This window comes from Streptomyces sp. NPDC030798, assembly GCF_055572275.1.
Genome location: NZ_JBVIDR010000007.1, coordinates 377795 through 399405, shown reverse-complemented (window position 1 = coordinate 399405; position 21611 = coordinate 377795). Strand labels below are relative to the sequence as shown.

General features: G+C 72.4%; 22 protein-coding genes. 9 read left to right on the top strand and 13 right to left on the bottom strand.

Annotated features, from left to right (window positions below):
• Positions 1–47: 47 nt before the first annotated feature.
• Entirely contained in the window at positions 48–1313 is a 1266-nt protein-coding gene (tyrS, locus tag ACZ404_RS19140) for a tyrosine--tRNA ligase (RefSeq protein WP_468441313.1), read from the top strand.
• Between the two features lie 34 nt (positions 1314–1347).
• On the opposite strand, the gene ACZ404_RS19135 is transcribed toward tyrS, so the two are convergent.
• Entirely contained in the window at positions 1348–1635 is a 288-nt protein-coding gene (locus tag ACZ404_RS19135) for a GlsB/YeaQ/YmgE family stress response membrane protein (protein WP_468441311.1), read from the bottom strand.
• Positions 1636–1886: 251 nt separating this feature from the next.
• Here ACZ404_RS19135 and ACZ404_RS19130 point away from each other — a divergent pair, with 251 nt between their 5' ends.
• Together ACZ404_RS19130 and ACZ404_RS19125 are read left to right on the top strand one after the other, a co-directional pair.
• Entirely contained in the window at positions 1887–2297 is a 411-nt protein-coding gene (locus tag ACZ404_RS19130; RefSeq protein WP_468441309.1) for a DUF3099 domain-containing protein, read from the top strand.
• A gap of 215 nt (positions 2298–2512) precedes the next feature.
• Positions 2513–2737 carry a hypothetical protein gene (locus ACZ404_RS19125; RefSeq protein WP_468441307.1) on the top strand — a complete coding sequence of 75 codons (225 nt, stop codon included), beginning with the start codon at positions 2513–2515 and terminating at the stop codon, positions 2735–2737.
• A gap of 28 nt (positions 2738–2765) precedes the next feature.
• Here the strand turns inward: ACZ404_RS19125 and moaA are convergent, their stop codons facing one another.
• From moaA to ACZ404_RS19110, 3 genes are all read right to left on the bottom strand, one after another.
• On the bottom strand, positions 2766–3755 hold the full coding sequence (gene moaA / locus ACZ404_RS19120; protein ID WP_468441305.1) for a GTP 3',8-cyclase MoaA: 990 nt from the start codon (positions 3753–3755) through the stop codon (positions 2766–2768).
• Positions 3756–3906: 151 nt separating this feature from the next.
• On the bottom strand, positions 3907–5526 hold the full coding sequence (locus tag ACZ404_RS19115) for a solute symporter family protein (protein ID WP_468441303.1): 1620 nt from the start codon (positions 5524–5526) through the stop codon (positions 3907–3909).
• The gene (locus tag ACZ404_RS19110; protein WP_468441301.1) at positions 5523–5879 is read right to left on the bottom strand and encodes a DUF485 domain-containing protein; all 357 of its coding nucleotides are present in this window, start codon (positions 5877–5879) and stop codon (positions 5523–5525) included. The genes ACZ404_RS19115 and ACZ404_RS19110 overlap by 4 nt, the downstream gene beginning before the upstream one ends.
• A gap of 282 nt (positions 5880–6161) precedes the next feature.
• On the opposite strand from ACZ404_RS19110, the gene ACZ404_RS19105 reads away from it, so the two are divergent.
• Together ACZ404_RS19105 and ACZ404_RS19100 are read left to right on the top strand one after the other, a co-directional pair.
• Positions 6162–7688 carry a S8 family peptidase gene (locus tag ACZ404_RS19105; protein WP_468441299.1) on the top strand — a complete coding sequence of 509 codons (1527 nt, stop codon included), beginning with the start codon at positions 6162–6164 and terminating at the stop codon, positions 7686–7688.
• A 95-nt stretch (positions 7689–7783) separates the two neighbouring features.
• Positions 7784–9163: a CoA transferase gene (locus ACZ404_RS19100; RefSeq protein WP_468441297.1), complete on the top strand. Its 1380-nt coding sequence runs from the start codon at positions 7784–7786 to the stop codon at positions 9161–9163.
• A gap of 58 nt (positions 9164–9221) precedes the next feature.
• On the opposite strand, the gene ACZ404_RS19095 is transcribed toward ACZ404_RS19100, so the two are convergent.
• The 6 genes from ACZ404_RS19095 to ACZ404_RS19070 all read right to left on the bottom strand — a co-directional run bounded on the left by ACZ404_RS19095 (position 9222) and on the right by ACZ404_RS19070 (position 15328).
• The gene (locus tag ACZ404_RS19095) at positions 9222–10268 is read right to left on the bottom strand and encodes a zinc-dependent alcohol dehydrogenase family protein (protein ID WP_468441295.1); all 1047 of its coding nucleotides are present in this window, start codon (positions 10266–10268) and stop codon (positions 9222–9224) included.
• Between the two features lie 123 nt (positions 10269–10391).
• Positions 10392–11102, bottom strand: coding sequence for a VIT1/CCC1 transporter family protein (locus ACZ404_RS19090; RefSeq protein ID WP_468441293.1), 711 nt, complete (start codon positions 11100–11102; stop codon positions 10392–10394).
• A gap of 24 nt (positions 11103–11126) precedes the next feature.
• Positions 11127–12353 carry an amidohydrolase family protein gene (locus ACZ404_RS19085; RefSeq protein ID WP_468441291.1) on the bottom strand — a complete coding sequence of 409 codons (1227 nt, stop codon included), beginning with the start codon at positions 12351–12353 and terminating at the stop codon, positions 11127–11129.
• Positions 12350–13633 carry an amidohydrolase family protein gene (locus ACZ404_RS19080; RefSeq protein ID WP_468441289.1) on the bottom strand — a complete coding sequence of 428 codons (1284 nt, stop codon included), beginning with the start codon at positions 13631–13633 and terminating at the stop codon, positions 12350–12352. The genes ACZ404_RS19085 and ACZ404_RS19080 overlap by 4 nt, the downstream gene beginning before the upstream one ends.
• Before the next feature lie 13 nt (positions 13634–13646).
• Positions 13647–14531, bottom strand: coding sequence for an SDR family NAD(P)-dependent oxidoreductase (locus ACZ404_RS19075; protein WP_468441287.1), 885 nt, complete (start codon positions 14529–14531; stop codon positions 13647–13649).
• On the bottom strand, positions 14531–15328 hold the full coding sequence (locus ACZ404_RS19070; RefSeq protein WP_468441285.1) for an acetoacetate decarboxylase family protein: 798 nt from the start codon (positions 15326–15328) through the stop codon (positions 14531–14533). The genes ACZ404_RS19075 and ACZ404_RS19070 overlap by 1 nt, the downstream gene beginning before the upstream one ends.
• A gap of 107 nt (positions 15329–15435) precedes the next feature.
• Between ACZ404_RS19070 and ACZ404_RS19065 the strand changes: the two genes are divergently transcribed.
• The 4 genes from ACZ404_RS19065 to ACZ404_RS19050 all read left to right on the top strand — a co-directional run bounded on the left by ACZ404_RS19065 (position 15436) and on the right by ACZ404_RS19050 (position 18438).
• Positions 15436–16062, top strand: coding sequence for a TetR/AcrR family transcriptional regulator (locus tag ACZ404_RS19065; protein WP_468441283.1), 627 nt, complete (start codon positions 15436–15438; stop codon positions 16060–16062).
• 232 nt (positions 16063–16294) lie between these two features.
• A complete protein-coding gene (locus ACZ404_RS19060) occupies positions 16295–17278 on the top strand; it encodes a DEDDh family exonuclease (protein ID WP_468441281.1) in 984 nt (327 codons plus the stop codon).
• Positions 17279–17357: 79 nt separating this feature from the next.
• Entirely contained in the window at positions 17358–17591 is a 234-nt protein-coding gene (locus tag ACZ404_RS19055; RefSeq protein WP_468441279.1) for a hypothetical protein, read from the top strand.
• Between the two features lie 49 nt (positions 17592–17640).
• Positions 17641–18438 carry an SURF1 family cytochrome oxidase biogenesis protein gene (locus ACZ404_RS19050; protein ID WP_468441277.1) on the top strand — a complete coding sequence of 266 codons (798 nt, stop codon included), beginning with the start codon at positions 17641–17643 and terminating at the stop codon, positions 18436–18438.
• Positions 18439–18742: 304 nt separating this feature from the next.
• Here the strand turns inward: ACZ404_RS19050 and ACZ404_RS19045 are convergent, their stop codons facing one another.
• The 3 genes from ACZ404_RS19045 to ACZ404_RS19035 all read right to left on the bottom strand — a co-directional run bounded on the left by ACZ404_RS19045 (position 18743) and on the right by ACZ404_RS19035 (position 21496).
• The gene (locus tag ACZ404_RS19045; protein ID WP_468441275.1) at positions 18743–18931 is read right to left on the bottom strand and encodes a YbdD/YjiX family protein; all 189 of its coding nucleotides are present in this window, start codon (positions 18929–18931) and stop codon (positions 18743–18745) included.
• The gene (locus ACZ404_RS19040; protein ID WP_468441273.1) at positions 18928–21081 is read right to left on the bottom strand and encodes a carbon starvation CstA family protein; all 2154 of its coding nucleotides are present in this window, start codon (positions 21079–21081) and stop codon (positions 18928–18930) included. Before ACZ404_RS19040 ends, ACZ404_RS19045 begins: the two co-directional genes overlap by 4 nt.
• A gap of 199 nt (positions 21082–21280) precedes the next feature.
• A complete protein-coding gene (locus tag ACZ404_RS19035; protein WP_468441271.1) occupies positions 21281–21496 on the bottom strand; it encodes a DUF3311 domain-containing protein in 216 nt (71 codons plus the stop codon).
• Positions 21497–21611 lie beyond the last annotated feature (115 nt).

The window sequence follows — 21611 nt, the reverse complement described above, 5'->3', positions numbered from 1 at the left end:
CGGCTGTCGTCCGACCGCCCGAAGATCATCAAGGAGACGCGAGAACCGTGACGGACATCGTCGACGAGCTGAAGTGGCGTGGGCTCATCGCCCTCTCCACGGACGAGGACGCATTGCGCAAGGCGTTCGCGGACGGTCCCGTCACGTTCTATTGCGGCTTCGATCCGACCGCGCCCAGCCTGCACCTGGGCAATCTCGTGCAGATCCTGACCATGCGCCGGATCCAGCGGGCGGGCAACCGGCCGCTGGGTCTGGTCGGGGGTGCCACGGGGCTGATCGGCGACCCGAAGCCGACCGCTGAGCGCACGCTGAACTCCCCCGAGATCGTGGCCGCCTGGGTGGAGCGGCTGCGGGCGCAGATCGAGCCGCTGCTCGACTTCGAGGGGCCGAACGCGGCGCTCATGGTCAACAACCTGGACTGGACCCAGGGCCTGTCGGCCATCGAGTTCCTGCGCGACATCGGCAAGCACTTCCGGGTCAACAAGATGATCGCCAAGGAGGCCGTCGCCCGGCGGCTCAACTCGGACGCGGGCATCAGCTACACCGAGTTCAGCTACCAGATCCTGCAGGGCATGGACTTCCTGGAGCTGTACCGGCGGTACGGCTGCACCCTGCAGACCGGCGGCAGCGACCAGTGGGGCAACCTCACCTCCGGCACCGACCTGATCCACCGGGTCGAACCGGACGCCGTGGTGCACGCGCTGGGCACGCCGCTGATCACCAAGGCGGACGGCACGAAGTTCGGCAAGACCGAGTCCGGCACGGTGTGGCTCGACCCCGAGATGACCACGCCGTACGCGTTCTACCAGTTCTGGGTCAACGCGGACGACCGGGACGTCTCGAAGTTCCTGCGCATCTTCAGCTTCAAGTCCCGTGAGGAGATCGAGGAGCTGGAGCGGCAGACCGAGGAGCGTCCGCAGGCCCGGGCCGCGCAGCGCGCGCTCGCCGAGGAGCTGACGACGCTGGTGCACGGCGCCGACCAGACGGCCGCCGTGATCGCCGCGTCCAAGGCGCTGTTCGGCCAGGGCGAGCTGGCGGAGCTGGACGAGCGGACGCTGGCCGCGGCGCTGTCCGAGGTGCCGCACATCCAGGTGGCCGAGCCGGCCCCGCTGGTCGACCTGTTCGCCGAGGTCGGCCTGGTGGCCAGCAAGTCGGCCGCCCGCCGCACGGTCAAGGAGGGCGGTGCCTACGTGAACAACGCGAAGGTCACCGCTGAGGACGCCGTCCCGGCGAAGGAGGATCTGCTGCACGGGCGGTGGCTGGTGCTGCGGCGCGGGAAGAAGAACCTGGCCGCCGTGGAGGTCACCGGCTAGCGCGGCAGGCTCACCGGTCCGGGCCTGTTGCCCGTCAGGCCCGGACCCGCTGCTGCTTCCTCTTGCCGAGCGTCGCCATGTACAGCGCGTCGACCGCGGCCACGATGATGATCGCTGCGACGATCTGGAAGATGTGCCGGCTCCAGTCGATGCCTGGGGTCGACTCGACGCCGACGGCGCGGGCGATCGCGTTGCCGACGACGGCGCCCAGGATGCCGCAGATGGTGGTCAGCCACAGGGGGCTGTGCTGCTTGCCCGGGATGACCGCCTTGGCGATCAGGCCCAGCACGAATCCCACGATGATCGCCCACAACCAGCCCATGGCTGCCTCCTGTATGGCTCGGCGAGCGGCTCGACGCCAGGGGTAGGGCCAGTCTCGGCCCGTCCGCCGCACGGCGCATGTCGGACGCACCCGTAGGGGGCACGCCGGTGGGCGTATCCGCAGGCAGGAGACGCCCCGGTCTCGTGGGCGGTGCGGTCGCGGCGTACCGTGGGAGATGCCCCCGCCCGGTATCCCGCCGGGTGGGCAGGGTGGGGCCGGGAGATTCGACGAAACGGGCGGATGGTGGAGTGATGCGCAAGCAGCACGGCGGCAGCGTCCCGGTGTTCCGGATCACCGGCGCCCGGACCGGGCTCGCGGAGGACGTACGGGGCCGGCAGCGGCGGTACGTCATCTCGATGTCGATCCGCACGGTGTCGGTGATCCTCGCGGCCACGCTCTGGAACGTCGAGCGGTACTTCGCCATCGTGGCGCTGGTGGCCGGCGCGGTGCTCCCCTACATCGCCGTGGTGGTCGCGAACGCGGGCCGGGAGCGGCCGCCCTCGCTTCCGTCGACCTTCGTCACCGTGCCGATGCGGCCGATGATCACTGCTCCGCGTGCGGAGGAGGAGACGAAGGGTGCGGGGCAGGCGGAATCCGGCGCGGAGGGTGTGTCGCCGGATCCGGCCTCGGGGGTGCGCGGCGAGCGGCCCGACGGGGCGTGACCACGGCGTATGGAGTGGGGCGGGCGGGGCTGCCGGGCCAAGCTCAAGAAAAGCTCAGATCAATCATGCAGTTCCAGTGCCGGGCGACGGGTGACCCATGACATACTGCGTACGCGCTCCGCATCCCCCGTCGGAGCGACGGACCGACGCCGGGCAGCTCCCCCCGTGGCTGCTCGGCGTCGCCTTGTTTGCACGCCGTTCTGTGAGACGAACCTGTGAGTGACACGCCTATCTGTTCCGCCAAGGGCTGCCGTGCCGACGCCGTGTGGGTGCTGGCGTGGAACAACCCGAAGATCCATACGCCGGAGCGGCGCAAGACATGGCTCGCGTGCGAGGAGCACCGCGAGCATCTGTCGCAGTTCCTCGGGGTGCGGGGGTTCCTGAAGGACGTGGTGAAGTTCCAGGACTGGCAGCAGCCCGAGGCGCCCCCTGAGGCGTAGAGCGGCCAGGGGGCGGCCCGGGAGGGGTCTAGCCCCCGATCGCCGACATCGGCCGGTCCGGCTGGACGAAGGACGGGTCGTCCAGGCCGGCTCCCGCCTTCTTGCCCCACATCGCCTGGCGCCAGATGCGGGCGATCTCCTCGTCGGAGGCGCCGGAGCGCAGGGCGGCGCGCAGGTCGGTCTCCTCGGTGGCGAACAAGCAGGTGCGGACCTGGCCGTCGGCCGTCAGGCGGGTGCGGTCGCAGGCCGCGCAGAACGGGCGGGTGACGGAGGCGATGACGCCGACCCGGTGCGGTCCGCCGTCGACGATCCAGCGTTCGGCCGGGGCCGAACCGCGCTCCTCGGCGCCCTCGGGGGTCAGCTCGAAGCGGGTGCGCAGCGAGACGAGGATGTCCCCGGCGGTGACCATCCCCTCGCGCTTCCAGCCGTGCTGGGCGTCCAGCGGCATCTGCTCGATGAACCGCAGTTCGTAGTCCTTCTCGATGGCCCAGGCCAGCAGGTCGGGGGCCTCGTCGTCGTTCAGGCCCGGCATCAGGACGGTGTTCACCTTCACCGGGGTCAGACCGGCCGCACGGGCGGCTTCCAGGCCCTCCAGGACGTCCTTGTGCCGGTCGCGGCGGGTGAGGGCCTTGAAGACGTCCGGGCGCAGGGTGTCCAGCGAGACGTTGACCCGGTCCAGGCCCACCGCCTTCAGCGCGGACGCGGTGCGCCGCAGGCCGATGCCGTTGGTCGTGAGGGACGTCTGGGGGCGGGGCTCCAGGGCAGCGACGCGCTCCACGATGCCGACCAGGCCGGGGCGCAGCAGCGGCTCGCCGCCGGTGAACCGGACCTCTTCGATGCCGAGCAGGCGGACCGCGATGTCGATCAGGCGGACGATCTCGTCGTCGGTGAGCAGATCCGGCTTCGCCAGCCACTGCAGGCCCTCCTCGGGCATGCAGTACGTGCAGCGCAGATTGCACCGGTCGGTCAGCGAGACCCTCAGGTCGGTGGCCACTCGGCCGTAGGTGTCGATGAGCACGTGGCCCCCTCCCTCGATCGGAGCATCATTTTCCGTCATTGCCGAGCCTACGTGAGACCACTGACAACGACAGCGCCCGATCCCACGAGGTACGGCGCGGCCGCGTCGTAGGACCGTACAGTCCTGGACGACGCGGCCGCCGGTAGGAACCTCAGTGCGCTCCCGTCCCGGTCAGGGACCGCACCTCCAGCTCCGCGTACTTCCCGGTGTCCGGGACCTCCTTGGACAGCAGGGTGCCCACGGCGCCCAGGAGGAAGCCGACCGGGATCGAGATGATGCCGGGGTTCTCCAGCGGGAACCAGTGGAAGTCCACGTCGGGGAACATGGAGGCCGGCTTGCCGGAGACCACCGGGCTGAACAGCACCAGGACGACCGCGGTGACCAGGCCGCCGTAGATCGACCACAGGGCGCCGGTGGTGGTGAAGCGCTTCCAGAACAGGCTGTAGAGGATCGTCGGCAGGTTGGCGGAGGCGGCGACGGCGAAGGCGAGGGCGACCAGGCCCGCCACGTTCAGATCGCGGGCGAGGGCCCCGAGGACGATGGAGACCGCGCCGATGCCGACGGTCGCCCAGCGGGCCGAGCGCACCTCCTGCTTCTCGGTGGCCTGCCCCTTCTTGATGACATTGGCGTAGATGTCGTGGGCGAAGGAGGACGACGAGGCCAGGGTGAGGCCCGCGACCACCGCCAGGATGGTGGCGAAGGCGACCGCCGAGATGGTCGCGAGCAGCACGGCGCCCCAGTCGGAGTCGACGCCGCCGAGGTGCAGGGCCAGCAGCGGGGCCGCGGTGTTGCCGGCCTTGTTGGAGGCGATGATCTCCTCCGGTTTGATCAGCGCGGCCGCGCCGAAGCCGAGGGCGAGGGTCATCAGGTAGAAGGCGCCGATCAGGCCGATCGCCCAGATGACCGACTTCCGGGCGGCCTTGGCGGTCGGCACGGTGTAGAAGCGGATCAGGATGTGCGGCAGGCCCGCGGTGCCGAGGACCAGGGCGATGCCGAGCGAGATGAAGTCCAGCTTGGTGGTGCCGGTGGCGCCGTACTTCAGGCCGGGCTCCAGGAACGCCGAGCCCTTGGCGCTGTTGTCGGCGGCCTTGCCGAGCAGGTCGGAGACGTTGAAGTGGAACTTCAGCAGGACCAGGAACGTCAGCAGCACGGCGCCGGCGATGAGCAGCACGGCCTTGACCATCTGGACCCAGGTGGTGCCCTTCATGCCGCCGATGGTGACGTACACGATCATCAGGACGCCGACCAGGGCGACGATGCCGATCTTGCCGCCGTCGCTGGTGATGCCCAGCAGCAGGGAGACCAGGACGCCGGCGCCGGCCATCTGGGCGAGCAGGTAGAAGATCGACACGACGATCGTGGAGGTGCCGGCGGCGGTGCGGACCGGGCGCTGGCGCATGCGGTAGGCCAGCACGTCGCCCATGGTGTAGCGGCCGGAGTTGCGCAGCGGCTCGGCGACCAGCAGCAGGGCGACCAGCCAGGCGACCAGGAAGCCGATGGAGTACAGGAAGCCGTCGTAGCCGAAGAGGGCGATGGCGCCGGCGATGCCGAGGAAGGACGCGGCGGACATGTAGTCGCCGGAGACGGCGAGGCCGTTCTGGAAGCCGGTGAACTGCCGTCCGCCGGCGTAGAAGTCGGCGGCGTCCTTGGTCTGGCGGCCGGCCCAGACGGTGATGACGAGGGTCGCGGCGACGAAGACCGCGAACAGGGTGATGATCAGCGGCCGGTGCTGGCTCGCCTCGCCCGCGGCGAAGGTGATGTCCGGGCTCATGCGCCGCCCTCCATCCGGGACTTGATGGCCTCCGCCTTGGGGTCGAGCTTGGCCGCGGCGTGCCGCGCGTACCACCAGGCGATCAGGAACGTGGTCAGGAACTGGGCGAGGCCGAGGACCAGGGCCACGTTGACGTTGCCCGCCACCTTGGTGCCCATGAATCCGCCCGCGTAGTTCGAGAGCAGGACGTAGAGCAGGTACCAGGCGATGAAGGCGATGGTCAGGGGGAAGGCGAAGGAGCGGTGGGCGCGGCGCAGCTCACCGAACTCCGCGCTGCGCTGCACCTCGGTGAACTCCTCGGTGGAGGGTAGGGGGGCTTGGGGCTTGGCGGGGGGCGGTGTCTCGGTGGCCACGGAGTCTCCTCGCTTCAGACATGCGCCGGCTGACCTCACTGGGGCGGGGATCACGTCACACTCGGTGACATCATGGAAGCGCTGCGCGATTCCCGCGGGGGCACGATCCTGCTGGGCCCTTCGTCCACGGTCACGGCGCCACGCGCGAAGCGGTTCAAGTCCGTCGGCCTCTTTCGGAGATCAGGACGGCGAGATAGCTTCGGCCTGCACCACTCGTCATGCACCTGCCCGAGCACCATCCGTGTCTCGGGCGGTTCCGTATCCGGATGATGTGGAGATCCCATGGTTCATTCGCGCTCCAGACGGCGGCTCGCGCTCGCCGTGCCGGCCGTACTGGCGCTGACCGCCTCGCTCGGCGTCCTGCCGCAGACGGCCTCGGCGGCGGCTCCGGCGGCCACGACGGCGCGGGCGGCGGACGGCCCGAGCCTCGCGTATGTGGTGAACACCCGGACGGACCATCGCACGATCAGGTCGGTGCAGCAGGCGATCGCCCGCAACGGCGGCAGCATCGTGGCGAGTTACGACCGGATCGGCGTGATCGTCGTCCATTCCGCGAACCCGGACTTCGGCCCGCAGATGCGTGCCGTGCGGGGCGTGCAGTCGGCGGGTGCCACGCGCACCGCCCCGCTGAGCGCGGCGGGGACGACGGACGAGGGTGCGGTGCAGGTCCTGTCGAAGGCGGAGGCCGCGAAGATCACCCGGCGGGCGACGGCGGGCGAGGAACCCCTCGAGGCGGACCAGTGGGACCTGCGGTCGATCGGCGCCGACAAGGCCGCGACGATCGACCCGGGCAGCCGGAGCGTGACCGTCGGGGTCATCGACACGGGCGTGGACGACACCCACCCGGACATCGCCCCGAACTTCTCCGCGTCCCAGTCGGCGAACTGCGTGAGCGGCAAGGCGGACACGACCTACGGCGCCTGGCGGCCGGCCGACGCCGACCACTACCACGGCACCCATGTGGCGGGCGAGATAGCCGCGGCCCGCAACGGCATCGGCGTTGCCGGTGTGGCACCGGGGGTCAAGGTCGCGAGCATCACCGTGGCGCAGCCGGACTCGACGCAGCTGTTCTACCCGGAGAGCGTGGTCTGCGCCTTCGTGTTCGCCGCCGACCACGGCATCGAGGTCACCAACAACAGCTACTACGTTGATCCATGGCTGTACAACTGCATGGACGACCCCGATCAACGTGCCATCGTCGACGCGGTCAACAGGGCTCAGCTGTACGCGCAGCGCAAGGGCACGCTCAATGTGGCCTCCGCCGGCAATTCCAACGACGACCTGGACTCCCAGGCGATCGTGGACGACTCCAGCCCGGACGACTCCACGGCCACGACCCGCACGATCGACCCGCACAAGTGCTTCGACGTGCCGACCCAGCTGCCCGGCGTGGTCACCGTGAGCGCGGTGGGCGTCAAGGGGGCCAAGGCGTACTACTCGAGCTACGGGCAGGGTGTCGTCGACGTGGCGGGGCCGGGCGGTGACAAGTTCCAGATCCCGGACACGCCGTCGAAGAACGGCCGCATCCTGTCGACGCTGCCGAACGGCCAGTACGGGTTCCTGCAGGGCACCTCGATGGCGTCGCCGCACGTGGCCGCCGTGGCGGCGCTGCTGAAGTCGGAGCACCCGCGCGCCACGCCCGCGCAGCTGCGGGCGCTGCTGAAGGCCCAGGCGGACAACCCGGGCTGCCCGAGCGAGCCGTACGACGGTGACGGCGACGGGGTCGTGGACGCGACCTGCGTCGGCGGCAAGCGGGTCAACGGCTTCTACGGCTTCGGCATCGTCAACGCGTTGCGGGCGGTCGAGTAGCGGGGCGCCCCTGGGGGCTGCCGGCTCCGTGCGGGCGGCTGCAGCCGGCAGCCCCGGCTCATATATTGATTGAATCAATACTGCATAGTGCAGTCATGACTGGAATCAAGTACGCCTGGAGCGCCGTGGGCGGCGATCCCGCCCTGGTCTCGCATGTGTCGGCCGTCGTCCGCCCGGGAGCGCTCGACGCGGCGCTGCCCGTCCGGCCGTTGGCGCGCGCCTGCGTCGGCGCCTGCGCGCTGGCCGCCGCCGAACTCGGGGCGCGCCGGGCCGGGCTCGCCGCGGTGCCGGAGGTCCGGGTGGACGACGGTGCGGTCGCCGCCGCCTTCCACAGCGAGCGGCTGCTGCGGATCGACGGGCGGAGCCCGGTCCTCTTCGCGCCGCTGTCGCGGTTCTGGCGGACGGCCGACGGCTGGGTGCGCACCCACGCCAACTACCCGCACCACCGGGCCCGGTTGCTCGGCGCGCTGGGCCTGCCCGAGGACGCCGCGGTCGACGACGTGGCCGCACGGTTCGCCGGACGCACCGCCCTGGAGGCGGAGGAGGCCGTCCACGGCGCCGGCGGCCTCGCCGTGGCCCTGCGCACCCCCCGGGAGTGGGCGGAGCACGAGCAGGCCACCGAGGTGGCCGCCCGTCCGCTGGTCGAGCGGGAGCGGCTGGACACGGCGCCCGCGCGCGTGCTCCCCGCGCTGGATCCGGCCACCGCTCCCCTGCTGCCGGCCGCCGGACTGCGCGTCCTGGACCTGACCCGGGTCCTGGCCGGACCGGTCGCCACCCGCACCCTCGCCCTGCTCGGCGCGGACGTCCTGCGCGTGGACGCCCCGCACCTGCCGGAACTGCCCGACCAGCACGCCGACACGGGCTTCGGCAAACGGTCGGCGACGCTCGATCTCGGCACCGGCCGGGAGCGGTTCGAGGAGCTGCTGGCCTCGGCCGACGTGGTGGTCACCGGCTACCGGCCGGGCGCCCTCGACCGGTTCGGGCTCTCCCCCGAAGCGCTGGCCGAGCGGCACCCGGGGCTCGTCGTGGCGCAGGTGTCGGCGTGGGGCGCGTACGGGCCCTGGGGCGGGCGGCGCGGCTTCGACAGCCTGGTGCAGGTCGCGACCGGCATCGCGGTGACCGAGGGCTCGGCGCAGCAGCCCGGCGCGCTGCCCGCGCAGGCCCTGGACCACGGCACGGGGTATCTGCTGGCGGCGGCCGTCCTGCGGGCGGTGACCGAGCAGTCGTACGACGGGCACGGCCGGTCGGTGCGGCTGGCGCTCGCCCGGACCGCGCACTGGCTGACGGACGGCGTCCTCCGCGACCGGGACACGCCAGGGGTCCCGTATCCGGGCCCGGAGGCCTGGCTCGCCGAGACGGACAGCCCGCTCGGGCGGCTGCGGCACGCTCTGCCCCCGGTGTCCTTCGCGGGCGGCCCCGCCGACTGGGCCCGGCCTCCGGTGCCGTGGGGCACCGGAGGCGCCCGCTGGAGCTGAGGGCGGGCGGCCGGAATCGTGCACAGGGACGCGGGCCGTCCCTCGGCACCGGGAAGGACTAGTCGTTGGTGACGAGGACCTTCAGGGCGGTGCGCTCGTCCATCGCCTTGTAGCCGTCCGGTACGCCCTCGATGCCGACGGTCAGGTCGAACACCGGCGAGGGGTCGATGGTGCCGTCGAGGACGTCGGGCAGCAGGTCCGGAATGTAGGCGCGGACCGGCGCGACTCCGCCGCGCAGGGCGATGTTCCGGTCGAACATGACCCCGAGGTCCAGGCCGGTGCCGCTGCCGTGGGGCACGCCGACGAAGCCGATCGCGCCGCCGTCGCGGGTGATGCCGACGGCCGTCCGCATGGACTGCTCGGTGCCGACCGCCTCCACGACGGCGTGGGCGCCCTGGCCCCGGGTGAGCGCGCGGACGGCCTCGACGGCCGCCTCCCCGCGCTCGGCGACGACGTCGGTGGCGCCGAAGCGGCGGGCGAGGGCCGTACGGGCCTCGTGGCGGCCCAGCGCGATGATCCGCTCGGCGCCGAGCCGCCTGGCGGCCAGGACGGCGCACAGGCCGACCGCGCCGTCCCCGACGACGGCGACCGTGGCGCCGGGGCGGACGCCCGCGCCGAGGGCGGCGTGGTGCCCGGTGCCGAGGACGTCGGAGAGGGTCAGCAGGGCCGACAGCAGTCGGTCGTCGCCGGCCGCGTCCTTGGGCAGCCGCACGAGGGTGCCGTCGGCGAACGGCACGCGCACGGCCTCGCCCTGGCCGCCGTCGTAGCCGACGGAGCCCCAGAAGCCGCCGTGCTCGCACGAGGTCGTCAGCCCTTCGCGGCAGTAGTCGCAGACGCCGTCGGACCACATGAAGGGCGCCACCACCAGGTCACCGCGCCGCACCGTGCCCACCTCGGAGCCGGTGTCCTCGACGACCCCGAGGAACTCGTGCCCGATGCGCTGCCCCGGCTGCCGGGCGGCCTCGCCGCGGTAGGCCCACAGGTCGCTGCCGCAGACGCAGGCGCGCAGCACGCGTACGACGGCGTCGGTGGGCAGCTGCACCACCGGCTCGGGGACGTCCTCCACGCGCAGGTCGTACGGGGCGTGGATGGTGGTGGCGCGCATGGCGAGGGTCCTTCTCGTGCGGGGTGTCGTGCGGTGCGCCCAGGGGTGGTCGGGCGCCCCCTCACGGTACGCCGCCGCTTCCGGCCTCGCGCCGAGGGTGCCCCGGGCCTGCGGGAACGCGTGTCACACCCCGGCCGCTCCCAGCAGGCTGCCCGCCGCGTAGGTGACCGCCATGGCCAGGGCCCCGCCCGCCACGTTGCGCAGCACGGCGCGCCGGGGGCCGGCCGCGCCGAGGCGGGCGCTGCTGAAGCCGGTGAGGACCAACGCGGCCAGCACGGACGCCACGGTCACCGGGAGCCGCCAGGCGGCCGGGGGCAGCACGATGGCGAGCAGCGGCAGCAGCGCGCCCACCGTGAACGCCAGGAAGCTCGCCCAGGCCGCGTGCCAGGGGTTGGTCAGCTCGTCGGGGTCGATGCCGAGCTCCACGCGTGCATGGGCCCGCAGCGCGTCCCGCTCGGTGAGCTGCTCGGCGGCCTCCCGCGCCACCTCCCGGGACAGGCCGCGTTCCTGCAGCAGCTCGGTCAGCTCCTCCAGTTCGGCCTCCGGCTGCTCCCTCAGCTCGCGCGTCTCCACGGCCAGCGCGGCCATCTCGGAGTCGCGCTGGGTGGAGACGGAGACGTACTCGCCCGCCGCCATGGACATCGATCCGGCCAGCAGCCCGGCGAGGCCCGCGGTGAGCAGGGCGGCCCGGTCCTCGGTCGCGCCGGCCACGCCGACGACGAGTCCCGCGGTGGAGACGATGCCGTCGTTGGCGCCCAGCACGGCCGCACGCAGCCAGTTCAGCCGGGAGCCCAGCGCGCCCCCGTGGGTCTCGTCGTGGGTGGGTTCCGTCACAGAGGGAGGATTCCACCCCGCGGCTCACCACACCCGTACCGACGCCCCCCTCGCGAACACCGGGCTGGTCGCGTTCTGCGGTGGCTCCCGCAGGGGTTCGGCGAGTTCCGTCACGGTGGGGCCGACCTTCGCCGCGATGGGGTCCAGGAGGTCGAGGTCGAAGCCGTAGACGCGGGCCGCGTTGCCGCCGAGCATGGCCGCGAGCTCCGCGCGCGGGACGCCGGCGCAGGCGAAGCGCAGGGCCTCCCGGGTGTACGGGAAGGTGCCCTCGTCGTGCGGGTAGTCGCTGCCCCACATGATCTTGTCGACGCCGATGCGGTCGCGCAGCGGCACCTCGTGCGGGCGCATGAAGCTGGCGCCGACGTAGCAGTTCTCGCGCCAGACCCGGGAGGGGGCCTCCCCCATGCCGTCGGCGAGGCCGGCGCCGAACCGGGCCTCGGCCGTGTCCGCCTTCGTGGCCGCTCCGACCAGGCGGCCGTGGTAGTAGTCCAGCATGTCGAGCACCCCGGGGATCCAGCCCGAGCCCTGCTCGGTGAGCACGAGTCTGAGGTCCGGGTGACGGCGGAAGGCGCCGCCGAAGACCAGGTGCCACAGGGCGCGGTGGGAGAACCAGGTCGTCTCGACCATGAAGACCGCGCGGGCGGCCGGTTCGTCGCCGAGGGGCGGGGAGGCGGAGCCCGCGTGGTGGTTGACGGGGACGCCGAGCTCGGCGCAGACGGCCCAGATCGGGTCGTACACGCGCGCGTACAGCTCGGGCAGACCGGAGCCCGGCGGGGTGCCGGGCAGCATCAGGCCGCCCCCGAGGCCCGAGGCGGTGGCCCGCCGGATCTCCTGGACGGCCTTGTCGACGTCCCCGAGGAGGATCTGGAAGACGCCGGCCCGGCGGCCCGGGGCGGCGGCGCAGAAGTCCGCCAGCCAGCGGTTGTGGGCGCGCAGCCCCGCCCAGCGCCGCTCGAACTCCTCGGTGCTCGCCGGCGGGGCCATGAGGGAGCTGGACGGGAAGAAGGGCGGGATGGTGTTCGGGAAGATCACCTCGGCGACGATCCCGTCCGCCTCCAGCTCCGCGAGGCGCCGCTCGGAGTTCCAGTTCCGGTCGGCGGAGTCGGCGAGCAGGTCCTCGTGCGGGTTGACGTAGGTGGCCGCCCAGAGGTCGAAGTCGTCGTGGTGGCGCCGCTCCAGGTACGGCTTGTAGTCCAGGAGGTCGGCTCCCGCGTGGCAGTCGGCCGAGATGACCGTGTAGCGGTCGTTCACCGGGTCACCCCCAGAACCGGGAAGTCGTGGCCGGTCAGCCAGTGCCGGCCGGCCGCGCGGGACGGCGCCCAGGCCGCCTCCACGGCCGCCTGGTCGGCCGGCTGGCCGAGGTCGGCGGGGGTGGGGCCGATCCGCTCGGCCAGGGGCGCCAGGCGGGCCACGTCGAAGCCGAAGACCTCCGCCGCGGACAGGCCCAGCATCCGGCGGGTCTCGGCCACCGGGATGTCGTGGAAGGTGCGGCGCAGCCACGCGCGCGTGTCGGGCCAGGTGCCCTCGGGGTGCGGGAAGTCGCTGCCCCACAGGAGGTTGTCGACGCCGATCTCGTAGCGCTGGGCCAGTTCGCGACGCTTGGTGTTGGTGGCGCAGACGAACACCTGCCGGTCGAGGTACTCGTGCGGCGGGCGGGTCAGCTCCTGGAACGGGGAGAGCTTCTTGCCGCCGTGGGCGCCGAGATAGAGGCGGTCCATGAACCACAGCAGATTCGGCAGCCACCAGCAGCCCGACTCCGCGACCCCGAACCGGAGTCCCGGGTGGCGTTCGAGAACGCCGGACCAGAGCAGGAACCACAGCGGCCGGGCCGGCCACCAGGTCACCTCGCTCACGTAGATGCCGAGGTGGTCGCCGTACTCCTCGCGCGGGGCCGCGCCGGAGTGGGTGAGCACCGGCATCCCGCACTCGGCGGCGGCCGCCCACACGGGGTCGTAACGCCGGTCGTGGTAGGGCTCGTTGTTCCCCCACATCGCGGGGATCATCAGGGCGCCGAGACCGGACTCCCGAGCCCGGCGGATCTCGGCGACGACCTGGTCGACGGGGGCGGTGACGGGCAGCAGCGCCACCCCGCAGTGCCGTTCGGGGTGCTCGGAGACGAAGTCGGCGAGCCAGCGGTTGTGCGCGCGGGCGCCCGCCATGCCGAGGTCCGGGTCGTGGTCGCCGGACAGGCCGAGGCCTACGCCGAAGGGCGCTGCGGTGCGGCTGTCCACGGCGTCGGCGTCCGGGAAGACGACCTCGGCGGCCACGCCGTCCCCGTCCAGTTCCTTCAGCCGCCGGGCCGGGTCCCAGCCGCCGCGCAGGCCCTCCTCGTTGTCGTGGAACCACCGCTCGGCGAACGCCTCGTTGCGGATGCCGAGCCGGGTCATCTCCTCCCGGCTCCGGTCGCGGCCCGCGAGGAACTCGTCGAAGTCCCGGTGGAAGCGGGACTCCAGATAGGGCCGGTACTGCTCGGTGGGCAGTCCGGCGTGGCAGTCGGAGGAGATGATCAGGTACGGGTCCTGGCCGGCCATGACAGCCTCCGGGTCAGTCGAGAATGAAGCTTTCGAGGTAGGACGGGTTCGTCCGGTCCAGCATCGAGCGGGCCCGCGCGCGGATCTGGGCGTCGCTGTGCTCGCTCTCGGGCAGCAGCCAGAAGCGGTCGGCGCGGATGCCGGCCACGACGAGGCCGGCCACCTCCTCGACCGGGGTGAAGCGGACCTCGCGGCCGGCGGCGCGCATCGCCGTCTCCCACTGGTCGAGGCTGCGGTACGGCGTTCTGCGGGGGCGCTGCTTGGCGTAGCGGACGGGCCGGTTGCGATGGGACTCCCACAGGCCGGTGCGCAGCATGTGCGGTCCGGGGAAGAGCACGGAGGCGCCCACGCGCGCGTGCTCGGCCCTCAAGTGGGCGTAGAGGGACTCGGTCATGGTGACGACGGCCGCCTTGGTGACCGCGTACACGGAGGCGGTCGGCAGGGGCGCGATGCCGCCGTCGCCGGAGGACGTGTTGACGACATGACCGGGTTGACCGGAGTCGATCATCCGGGGCAGGAACGCCTGGATGCCGTGGAAGACGCCCCAGACGTTGACGGCGAAGGCCCACTGCCAGTCGTTCGGCTCGTGCTCCCACATGCGTCCCTCGGCGCCCGAGCCGACGCCCGCGTTGTTGCACAGGACGTGGACGGCGCCGTGGGCGGCATAGACCGACGCGGCGAGGTCGAGGACCTGTGCCCGCTCGCCGACGTCGACCACCCGCGCATGCGCGTCGGCGCCCTCGGCGCGCAGGTCCGCGACGGCCTTGTCCAGCGCGGCCTCCTCGACGTCGGCGAGGACGACGGTCAGGCCCTCGGCGGCGAACCGCCGCGCCATGCCGAGCCCGATGCCGCTCGCCGCTCCGGTGACGACGGCGACCTGTCCGGGGCGCAGGTCCATCAGCGGCCTCCTTGCGGGGGTGCGTCGAGGACCTGGAGCGGGTCGTCGTAGCGCTGGTGGACGTAGGGCAGCAGGGCGTGGGCGTCGACCCGTTCGACGACTCGGCCGCTCTGGTCGCTGGTCTTCTCGCCGAGGGTGAGGCCGAGCAGGCGCAGCATCGGCAGGTCGGCGACGGGGTCGTACGGGGACTCGCGCAGGACGACGTCGCCGGTGAGCCGTTCCAGGCTGCGCATCGTCTCGTGCCGCACGCAGTGCACCAGCAAGGGGTCGCCGTCGAAGCCGGAACCGTCCACGGCGGGCAGGAACTTGAAGTAGAAGTCCGTCCTGCGGGCCGGTTCCGGCAGCGGCAGGGGGCCGTCGACCGCGGCGTGGATCTCGACGAAGGCGATGCCGTGCCGGGCCAGCGAGGCCCGGACGGCGGTGCCGTCGCGCTCCACGGTGACCTCGCCGAGTTTCTTGGGCTCCCCGAAGACCTCCCGGCCGCCGGTGAGGGCGCGCTCGTGGGTCATCGGCATCACCAGCGGGTACCAGCCGTCGACCGTGCCATGGGCGGCGGCGACCGCGAACGAGCCGGCGCCGAGCCGCTGTCCGGCCAGGTCGACCGTGCTGATGGTCACGCGGACCAGCGGGCGGCCCGCGGGTTTCAGGGGCGGCGGCAGCACCGCCGCGACCGCGTCCGGGTCAGTCTCCCAGAGGGCCACCACCCCCGTGGACCAGACGGCGGGGAGCCGTGCGCTCGCGGTGCGCGTGCCGGCGATCTCCCGCTCGGTCCGTGCGCCGTACCGTACGCGTGCCATACGCCGTACCGCCCTTCTTCTGACGGACCGTCACCTGTAACACTGTTACAGCAGACGGCGGGCGGGGTAAATACGCGCGGCGACGGGATTGCGGGACGGGGGGCAGGATGCCGAGAGGGGCGCTCAGCCGGGAGCAGGTGCTGCGGGCCGCCGCCGCACTGGTGCGCCGGCACGGCCCGGACGCGCTGACCATGCGGGGGCTGGCCGCCGAGCTGGGCACCGCCGTCACCTCGATCTACTGGCACGTGGGCGGCCGGGAGGCGCTGCTGGACGCCCTGGTGGAGCGCACGGTGGCCGGCCTCGGCGAGATCCGCCCGTCGGGGCGCACGCCCGAGCAGCGGGTCGTCTCGGTGGCGCGTGCCCTGCGCCGGCAGCTGCGCGACCACCCGCACCTGGTCGCCCTGGTGCACGAGCGCGGACTGACCGACCGGATGTTCCTGCCCGCCCAGCAGGCCCTGGTGCGCGAGGCGCACGCGGCGGGACTGCGCGGCGCCCGGGCCGCCGGCTTCGTGCGGGCCGTGCAGTTCCAGGTCGTCGGCCATGTGCTGGTCGAGCGCAACCGGGAGCGCGCCCCTGCGCAGCACCCCGGCGAGGAGGAGCTGTGGCGCGCCGAGACCGGCGGCGACGACCCGGCCCTGGCCCGTGCCCTGGCCCGCCCCGTGGACACCGAGCGACTGTTCCTCACGTCGGTACGGGCCCTGGTCCAGGGGTTGCTGGCGCCGTCCGGAGACTGACCGGCGTCCGGGGCCGAGGTGGCCGGAACCCGGGCGGGTGAACAGGTCTCGGAGACACACGTGTTGCAGGCCGACGTCCGGAGGTGAAGGGCCAAGTGGAGATGGCCACGGGGGCGTTGAAGAACGCCCACGGGCACGCGCGTGCGGGCTTCGAGCGGGAGGACGGGCCCGCGAGCCGCGGTCGGCACCTCCGGGACAGCGGTGTCAGTCGTGGCCCGTATCCTCAGTGACCATGCTCGAAGACCGTGCGACCGCAGTGTCCTCCCCCACGCAGTGGCCGACCGCGTATCCGAAGGGATACGCGGTCGTTGACGTGGAGACCACCGGCCTGGCCCGGGACGACCGGATCATCTCCGCCGCCGTGTACCGGCTGGACGAGCGCGGCGAGGTCGAGGACCACTGGTACACGCTGGTCAACCCGGAGCGCGATCCGGGACCGGTGTGGATACACGGTCTGACGAGCGAGGTACTCGAAGGGGCGCCGCTCTTCGGGGACGTCGCGGAGGAGTTCGCGGCCCGGCTCGACGGCCGGGTGCTGGTGGCGCACAACGCGGTGTTCGACTGGCAGATGATCGCCCGCGAGTACGCGCGCGCCCGGCGCGAGGCCCCGGTGCGGCAGCGGCTGTGCACGATCGCACTGTCCAAGGAGCTGGGGCTGCCGCTGCCCAACTTCAAGCTGGAGTCGCTGGCGGCGCACTTCGGGGTCGTCCAGCAGCGGGCGCATCACGCGCTGGACGACGCGCGGGTGCTCGCCGAGGTGTTCCGGCCGAGCCTGCGGGCCGCGGCGGCGGGCGGGGTACGGCTGCCGCTGCTGGAGTGCCGGCCGCTGACGGAGTGGTCGGACCGGCCCGTGCCCCGGCAGTCCTCGGGCGGTTACGGCAGCTATCGCGCCGGTGGTTGGCGACCCTCCCGCAAAAGACCCGCGTGCCCGTATCCCAACCCGGGACGGTACCAGGACGACAAACCGCTCAAACAGGGCATGCGGGTGGCGTTCTCCGGTGACACCTCCACCGAGCGGGAGCTGCTGGAGGACCGGGCGACCGAGGCCGGGCTGCATGTGGCGAGCAGCATCTCCCGGCTGACCAGCCTGCTGGTCACCAACGACCCGGACTCGGGCACGAGCAAGGTGGTCAAGGCCCGGCAGTTCGGCACGCCGATCGTCGACGAGGCCGCGTTCGGGCAGCTGCTGAGGGATGTCGAGCCCGCGGACGAATGATCGTACGACCGGGTGATTGGTCCACGACTCGCCCGGCGTCCGCTCGCCCGGACCCGGGCGACGGCTCACCCTGTGGCGCATGGCGAAATGCGAAGTGTGCGGCAATGACTACGGAATGACCTTCGAGGTGCACGCGCAGGGAGCGGTCCACGTCTTCGACTGCTTCTCCTGCGCGATCCACCGCATGGCCCCGATCTGCGAGCACTGCAGGGTGCAGATCATCGGGCAGGGCGTGGAGGCCGACGGCAAGTTCTACTGCGGCGCGCACTGCGCCCGCGCCGAAGGAGCGGTGGGCATCGTCGACCGGGTGTGACCCGGTACCCGCCTGAATGCACCCCGCGGCGCGGAGGTACCGTCGTGGGGTGCACCGCTACCGCTTCCTGCTGTCCCGCCAGTGGGTGATCCTCACCCTCGTCGCGATCGCGCTGATCCCGACGATGATAAGGCTCGGCTTCTGGCAACAGCACCGGTACGAGGAGCGCACGGCCCGGAACAACCTGGTCGCCGCCGCCCTGCGCGCCAAGCCGGTTCCCGTGGAGCGGCTCACCTCCCCCGGGCACGCCGTGACGCGCCACGACAAGTACCGCACGGTCACCGCCACCGGCACCTTCGACACCGCCCGGGAAGAGGTGGTGCGGCGCCGGACCAACTCCGACGGCGAGGTCGGCTTCCACGTCCTCACCCCGTTCGTCCTGACCGACGGCAAGGTGCTGCTGGTCAACCGGGGCTGGATCCCGGCCGACGGTGCGCAGACCGCGTTCCCGAAGATTCCCGCACCGCCGGCCGGCCGGACCACCATCAGCGGACGGCTGATGGTCGACGAGACCACCGCGGCGAGCGGCATCAAGAACCTCAAGGATCTCCCCGACCGGCAGATCATGCTGATCAACAGCGCGGAGGAGGCCCGGCGGCTCGGCGCCGAGGTGCTCGGCGGGTACATCCAGCAGACGGCGCCCGCGCCCAAGGGCGGCTCCCCGGAGCAGATCTCCGACCCCGGCAGCGAGAACGCCCCGCTGAACTACGCGTACATGATCCAGTGGTGGCTGTTCGCCGCGGGCGTCCCGGTCGGCTGGTGGTTCCTGGTCCGGCGCGAGATCCGCGACCGCGAGGAGGCGGCGGCCGAGAAGGAGCCGGAGGAGACGGAACCGGCCGCGGTGTGAGCGTCATCCGCCGAGGCGGTCGCGCCAGTACCGGAAGGTGCGTTCCGGGTCGGGCAGCAGCTCCCAGGGGTGCGGGGTCATGCAGCGGCCGATGCGGCGGAAGACGGGCGCGGCCTCGGCGGGCCGGTGGGCGCGGACGAGGGCGAAGGCGGGAGGCGCCGCGCGAGGCGACGCATCGTGAGCGGGCCACGGGCGAGGATGCCGCCGAAACAGCGCGCCGGCGGGGGCGCCCGCTCAGGGCACCGACCGGGCAACGCGCCGCAAGCGGGTGCGCCGGGTGGCGCACCCGCTTCGGCCGGCCCGGTCAGCAGCAGCGGCCCTGGGGGTGGTGCTCGCGGTGGAGGGAGCGCAGGACCTGGTACTCGCGGCGGGTGGGGAGCGGGGCGAGGGGGTGGTGGCGGCGGTGGCGCTCGCAGTACCGGTCGTACTCCGCCTCGCCGGTCAGCTCCCGCAGGTACCAGCGCACCGCCCGCGCCCACCGGCGGGCGTTCACGAGCGGACCCCGGCCAGGGCCTCGGAAGCCTCGGCGGCCACGTCGATGCGGGACTCGACGTACGGCGCCTCGCTGGTCGGCAGCGTCCCCGGCGCGCGGATCGCGCGGACGCACACGACCGCGGCGTTGACGATCACGATCGCGACCAGGAGCAGGAAGAGCGCGATCAGCACGCCGTCCACGGTGGAGTTGGTGACCACCGTGTGCATGTCGCCGGCGTCCTGCGCGGGCGGCAGGACCTGGCCGGCGGTGATGCCGTCGGCGTACTTGGCGCGCTGCGCGAAGAAGCCGATCTTCGGGTCGCCGGAGAAGACCTTCTGCCAGCCGGCCGTGAAGGTGATCGCCGTGACCCAGCCCAGCGGAACCGCCGTGACCCACGCCCAGCGCAGCCGGCCGGACTTGACGAGGACCGTCGTGCACACCGCGAGGGCGATCGCGGCGAGCAGCTGGTTGGCGATGCCGAAGAGCGGGAAGAGCTGGTTGATCCCGCCGAGTGGGTCGGTGGCGCCGGTGTAGAGGAAGTAGCCCCAGGCGGCCACGACCAGTCCGCTGCACAGCCAGATGCCGGGCTTCCAGTTGACCCGGCCGACGGGCTTCCACACATTGCCGAGCATGTCCTGGAGCATGAACCGCCCGACCCGGGTGCCGGCGTCGACGGTGGTCAGGATGAACAACGCCTCGAACATGATGGCGAAGTGGTACCAGAAGGCCTTCATCGCGGTGCCGCCGAAGACCCCGGAGAAGATCTCCGACATGCCGACCGCCAGCGTGGGCGCTCCGCCGGAGCGGGCGATCAGCGTCTGCTCCTCCACGGCCCGGGCCGCGTGGGTGAGCTGGTCGGGGCTGATGGTGAAGCCGAGGCCGGCCACCGCGTGGGAGGCGGACTCGGCCGTCGTGCCGAGCAGGCCGGCGGGGGCGTTCATGGCGTAGTACAGGCCCGGCTCCAGGGTCGCCGCCGCGATCAGCGCCATGATCGCCACGAACGACTCCATCAGCATGGCGCCGTAGCCGATCATCCGGACCTGGGACTCCTTCTCGATCAGCTTCGGTGTCGTACCGGAGGAGACCAGCGCGTGGAAGCCGGAGAGCGCGCCGCAGGCGATGGTGATGAAGAGGAACGGGAAGAGCGACCCGGCGAAGACGGGCCCGGCCCCGGAGGAGGCGAAGTCGCTGACCGCGTCGGCGCGCAGGACCGGGGCGGCGGCCACCACGCCGACGGCGAGCAGCGTGATCGTGCCGATCTTCATGAAGGTGGAGAGGTAGTCGCGCGGGGCGAGCAGCATCCACACCGGCAGCACGGAGGCGACGAAGCCGTAGCCGACGAGGCAGAAGACCAGGGTCGTCGGGCTGAGCGTGAAGAAGGACGCCAGGGACGAGTTCTGCACCCAGCTGCCGCCGATGATCGCCATGAGCAGCAGGACGACGCCGATGAGGCTGGTCTCGACGACCCGGCCGGGGCGGATGCGGTGCAGCCAGAAGCCCATGAACAGGGCGATCGGAATGGTCATCGCCACGGAGAAGGTCCCCCACGGGGAGTGGGCGAGCGCGTTGACGACCACCAGGGCCAGCACGCCCAGCAGGATGATCATGATGGCGAAGACGGCGACGAGGGCCGCCGCGCCGCCCGCCCGGCCGATCTCGTCCCGGGCCATCTGCCCGAGCGACTTGCCGTCCCGGCGCATGGAGAGGAACAGCACCACCATGTCCTGCACGGCACCGGCGAAGATCACTCCGGCGACGATCCAGAGCGTGCCCGGCAGATAGCCCATCTGGGCCGCCAGGACCGGACCCACCAGCGGGCCGGCGCCGGCGATGGCGGCGAAGTGGTGGCCGAGCAGCACCCGGCGGTCGGTCGGGTGGAAGTCGACGCCGTCCTCCAGGCGTTCGGCGGGGGTGGCCCGGCGGTCGTCGGGGCGCAGGACCCGGCGCGCGATGAAGCGGGAGTAGAAGCGGTAGGCGATGGCGTACGAGCCGAGTGCGGCGACCACCAGCCAGACGGCGGAGATCCGCTCCCCGCGGGCCAGCGCGAGGACGCCCCAGGCGACGGCGCCGAGCAGGGCGACGGTCGTCCAGAGCAGGACGGATCTGGCGGTCATCCGTGACTTTTCGGGCGCCGACGGTTCGATTTCGGGCAGGGCTGTAGTGGGCATGGCGACTCCTCACCGGAAGCGGTGCGGCAACAGGGGCGGGCGGATCGGAGGATCAGCGGGATCGCGGGTCCAGCGGTCGAGCGGTCGAGCGGTCGAGCGGTCGAGCGGTCGAGCGGCTCAACGGCTCAACGGTCAGGGCTTCAGCTGCTGGGCGGCTCAGCGGCTCGGGCGGGTCAGTGGTCCGGGTGGTTCGTGCGGTTCAGCGGCGATGTCGGTCCGTCAGCGCGTACGCGGCGAGCAGGCAGAGGCCGCACCCCGGCACCCAGGCGAGCTGGTACCAGTAGAAGAACGGCGTCCCGGCCAGCCGCGGACCGGCACCGGCGTACCAGGGAACCCACAGCAGGCCGGCGGCGGGCGCGAGGAGCAGTACGGCGATCGCGACGCGCCGTAGCCGGTGACGACCGGTCCGTGCCATGACCTGCGCTCCTCTCCCGCTCTCTGTCGGTCTGTGCAAGAGTTGCCCACCCGCGGCCGGCGGTTGACAGCGAATGCCGAGAAGATTTCCCGCCGGTTTCCCGTCAACCCGATGG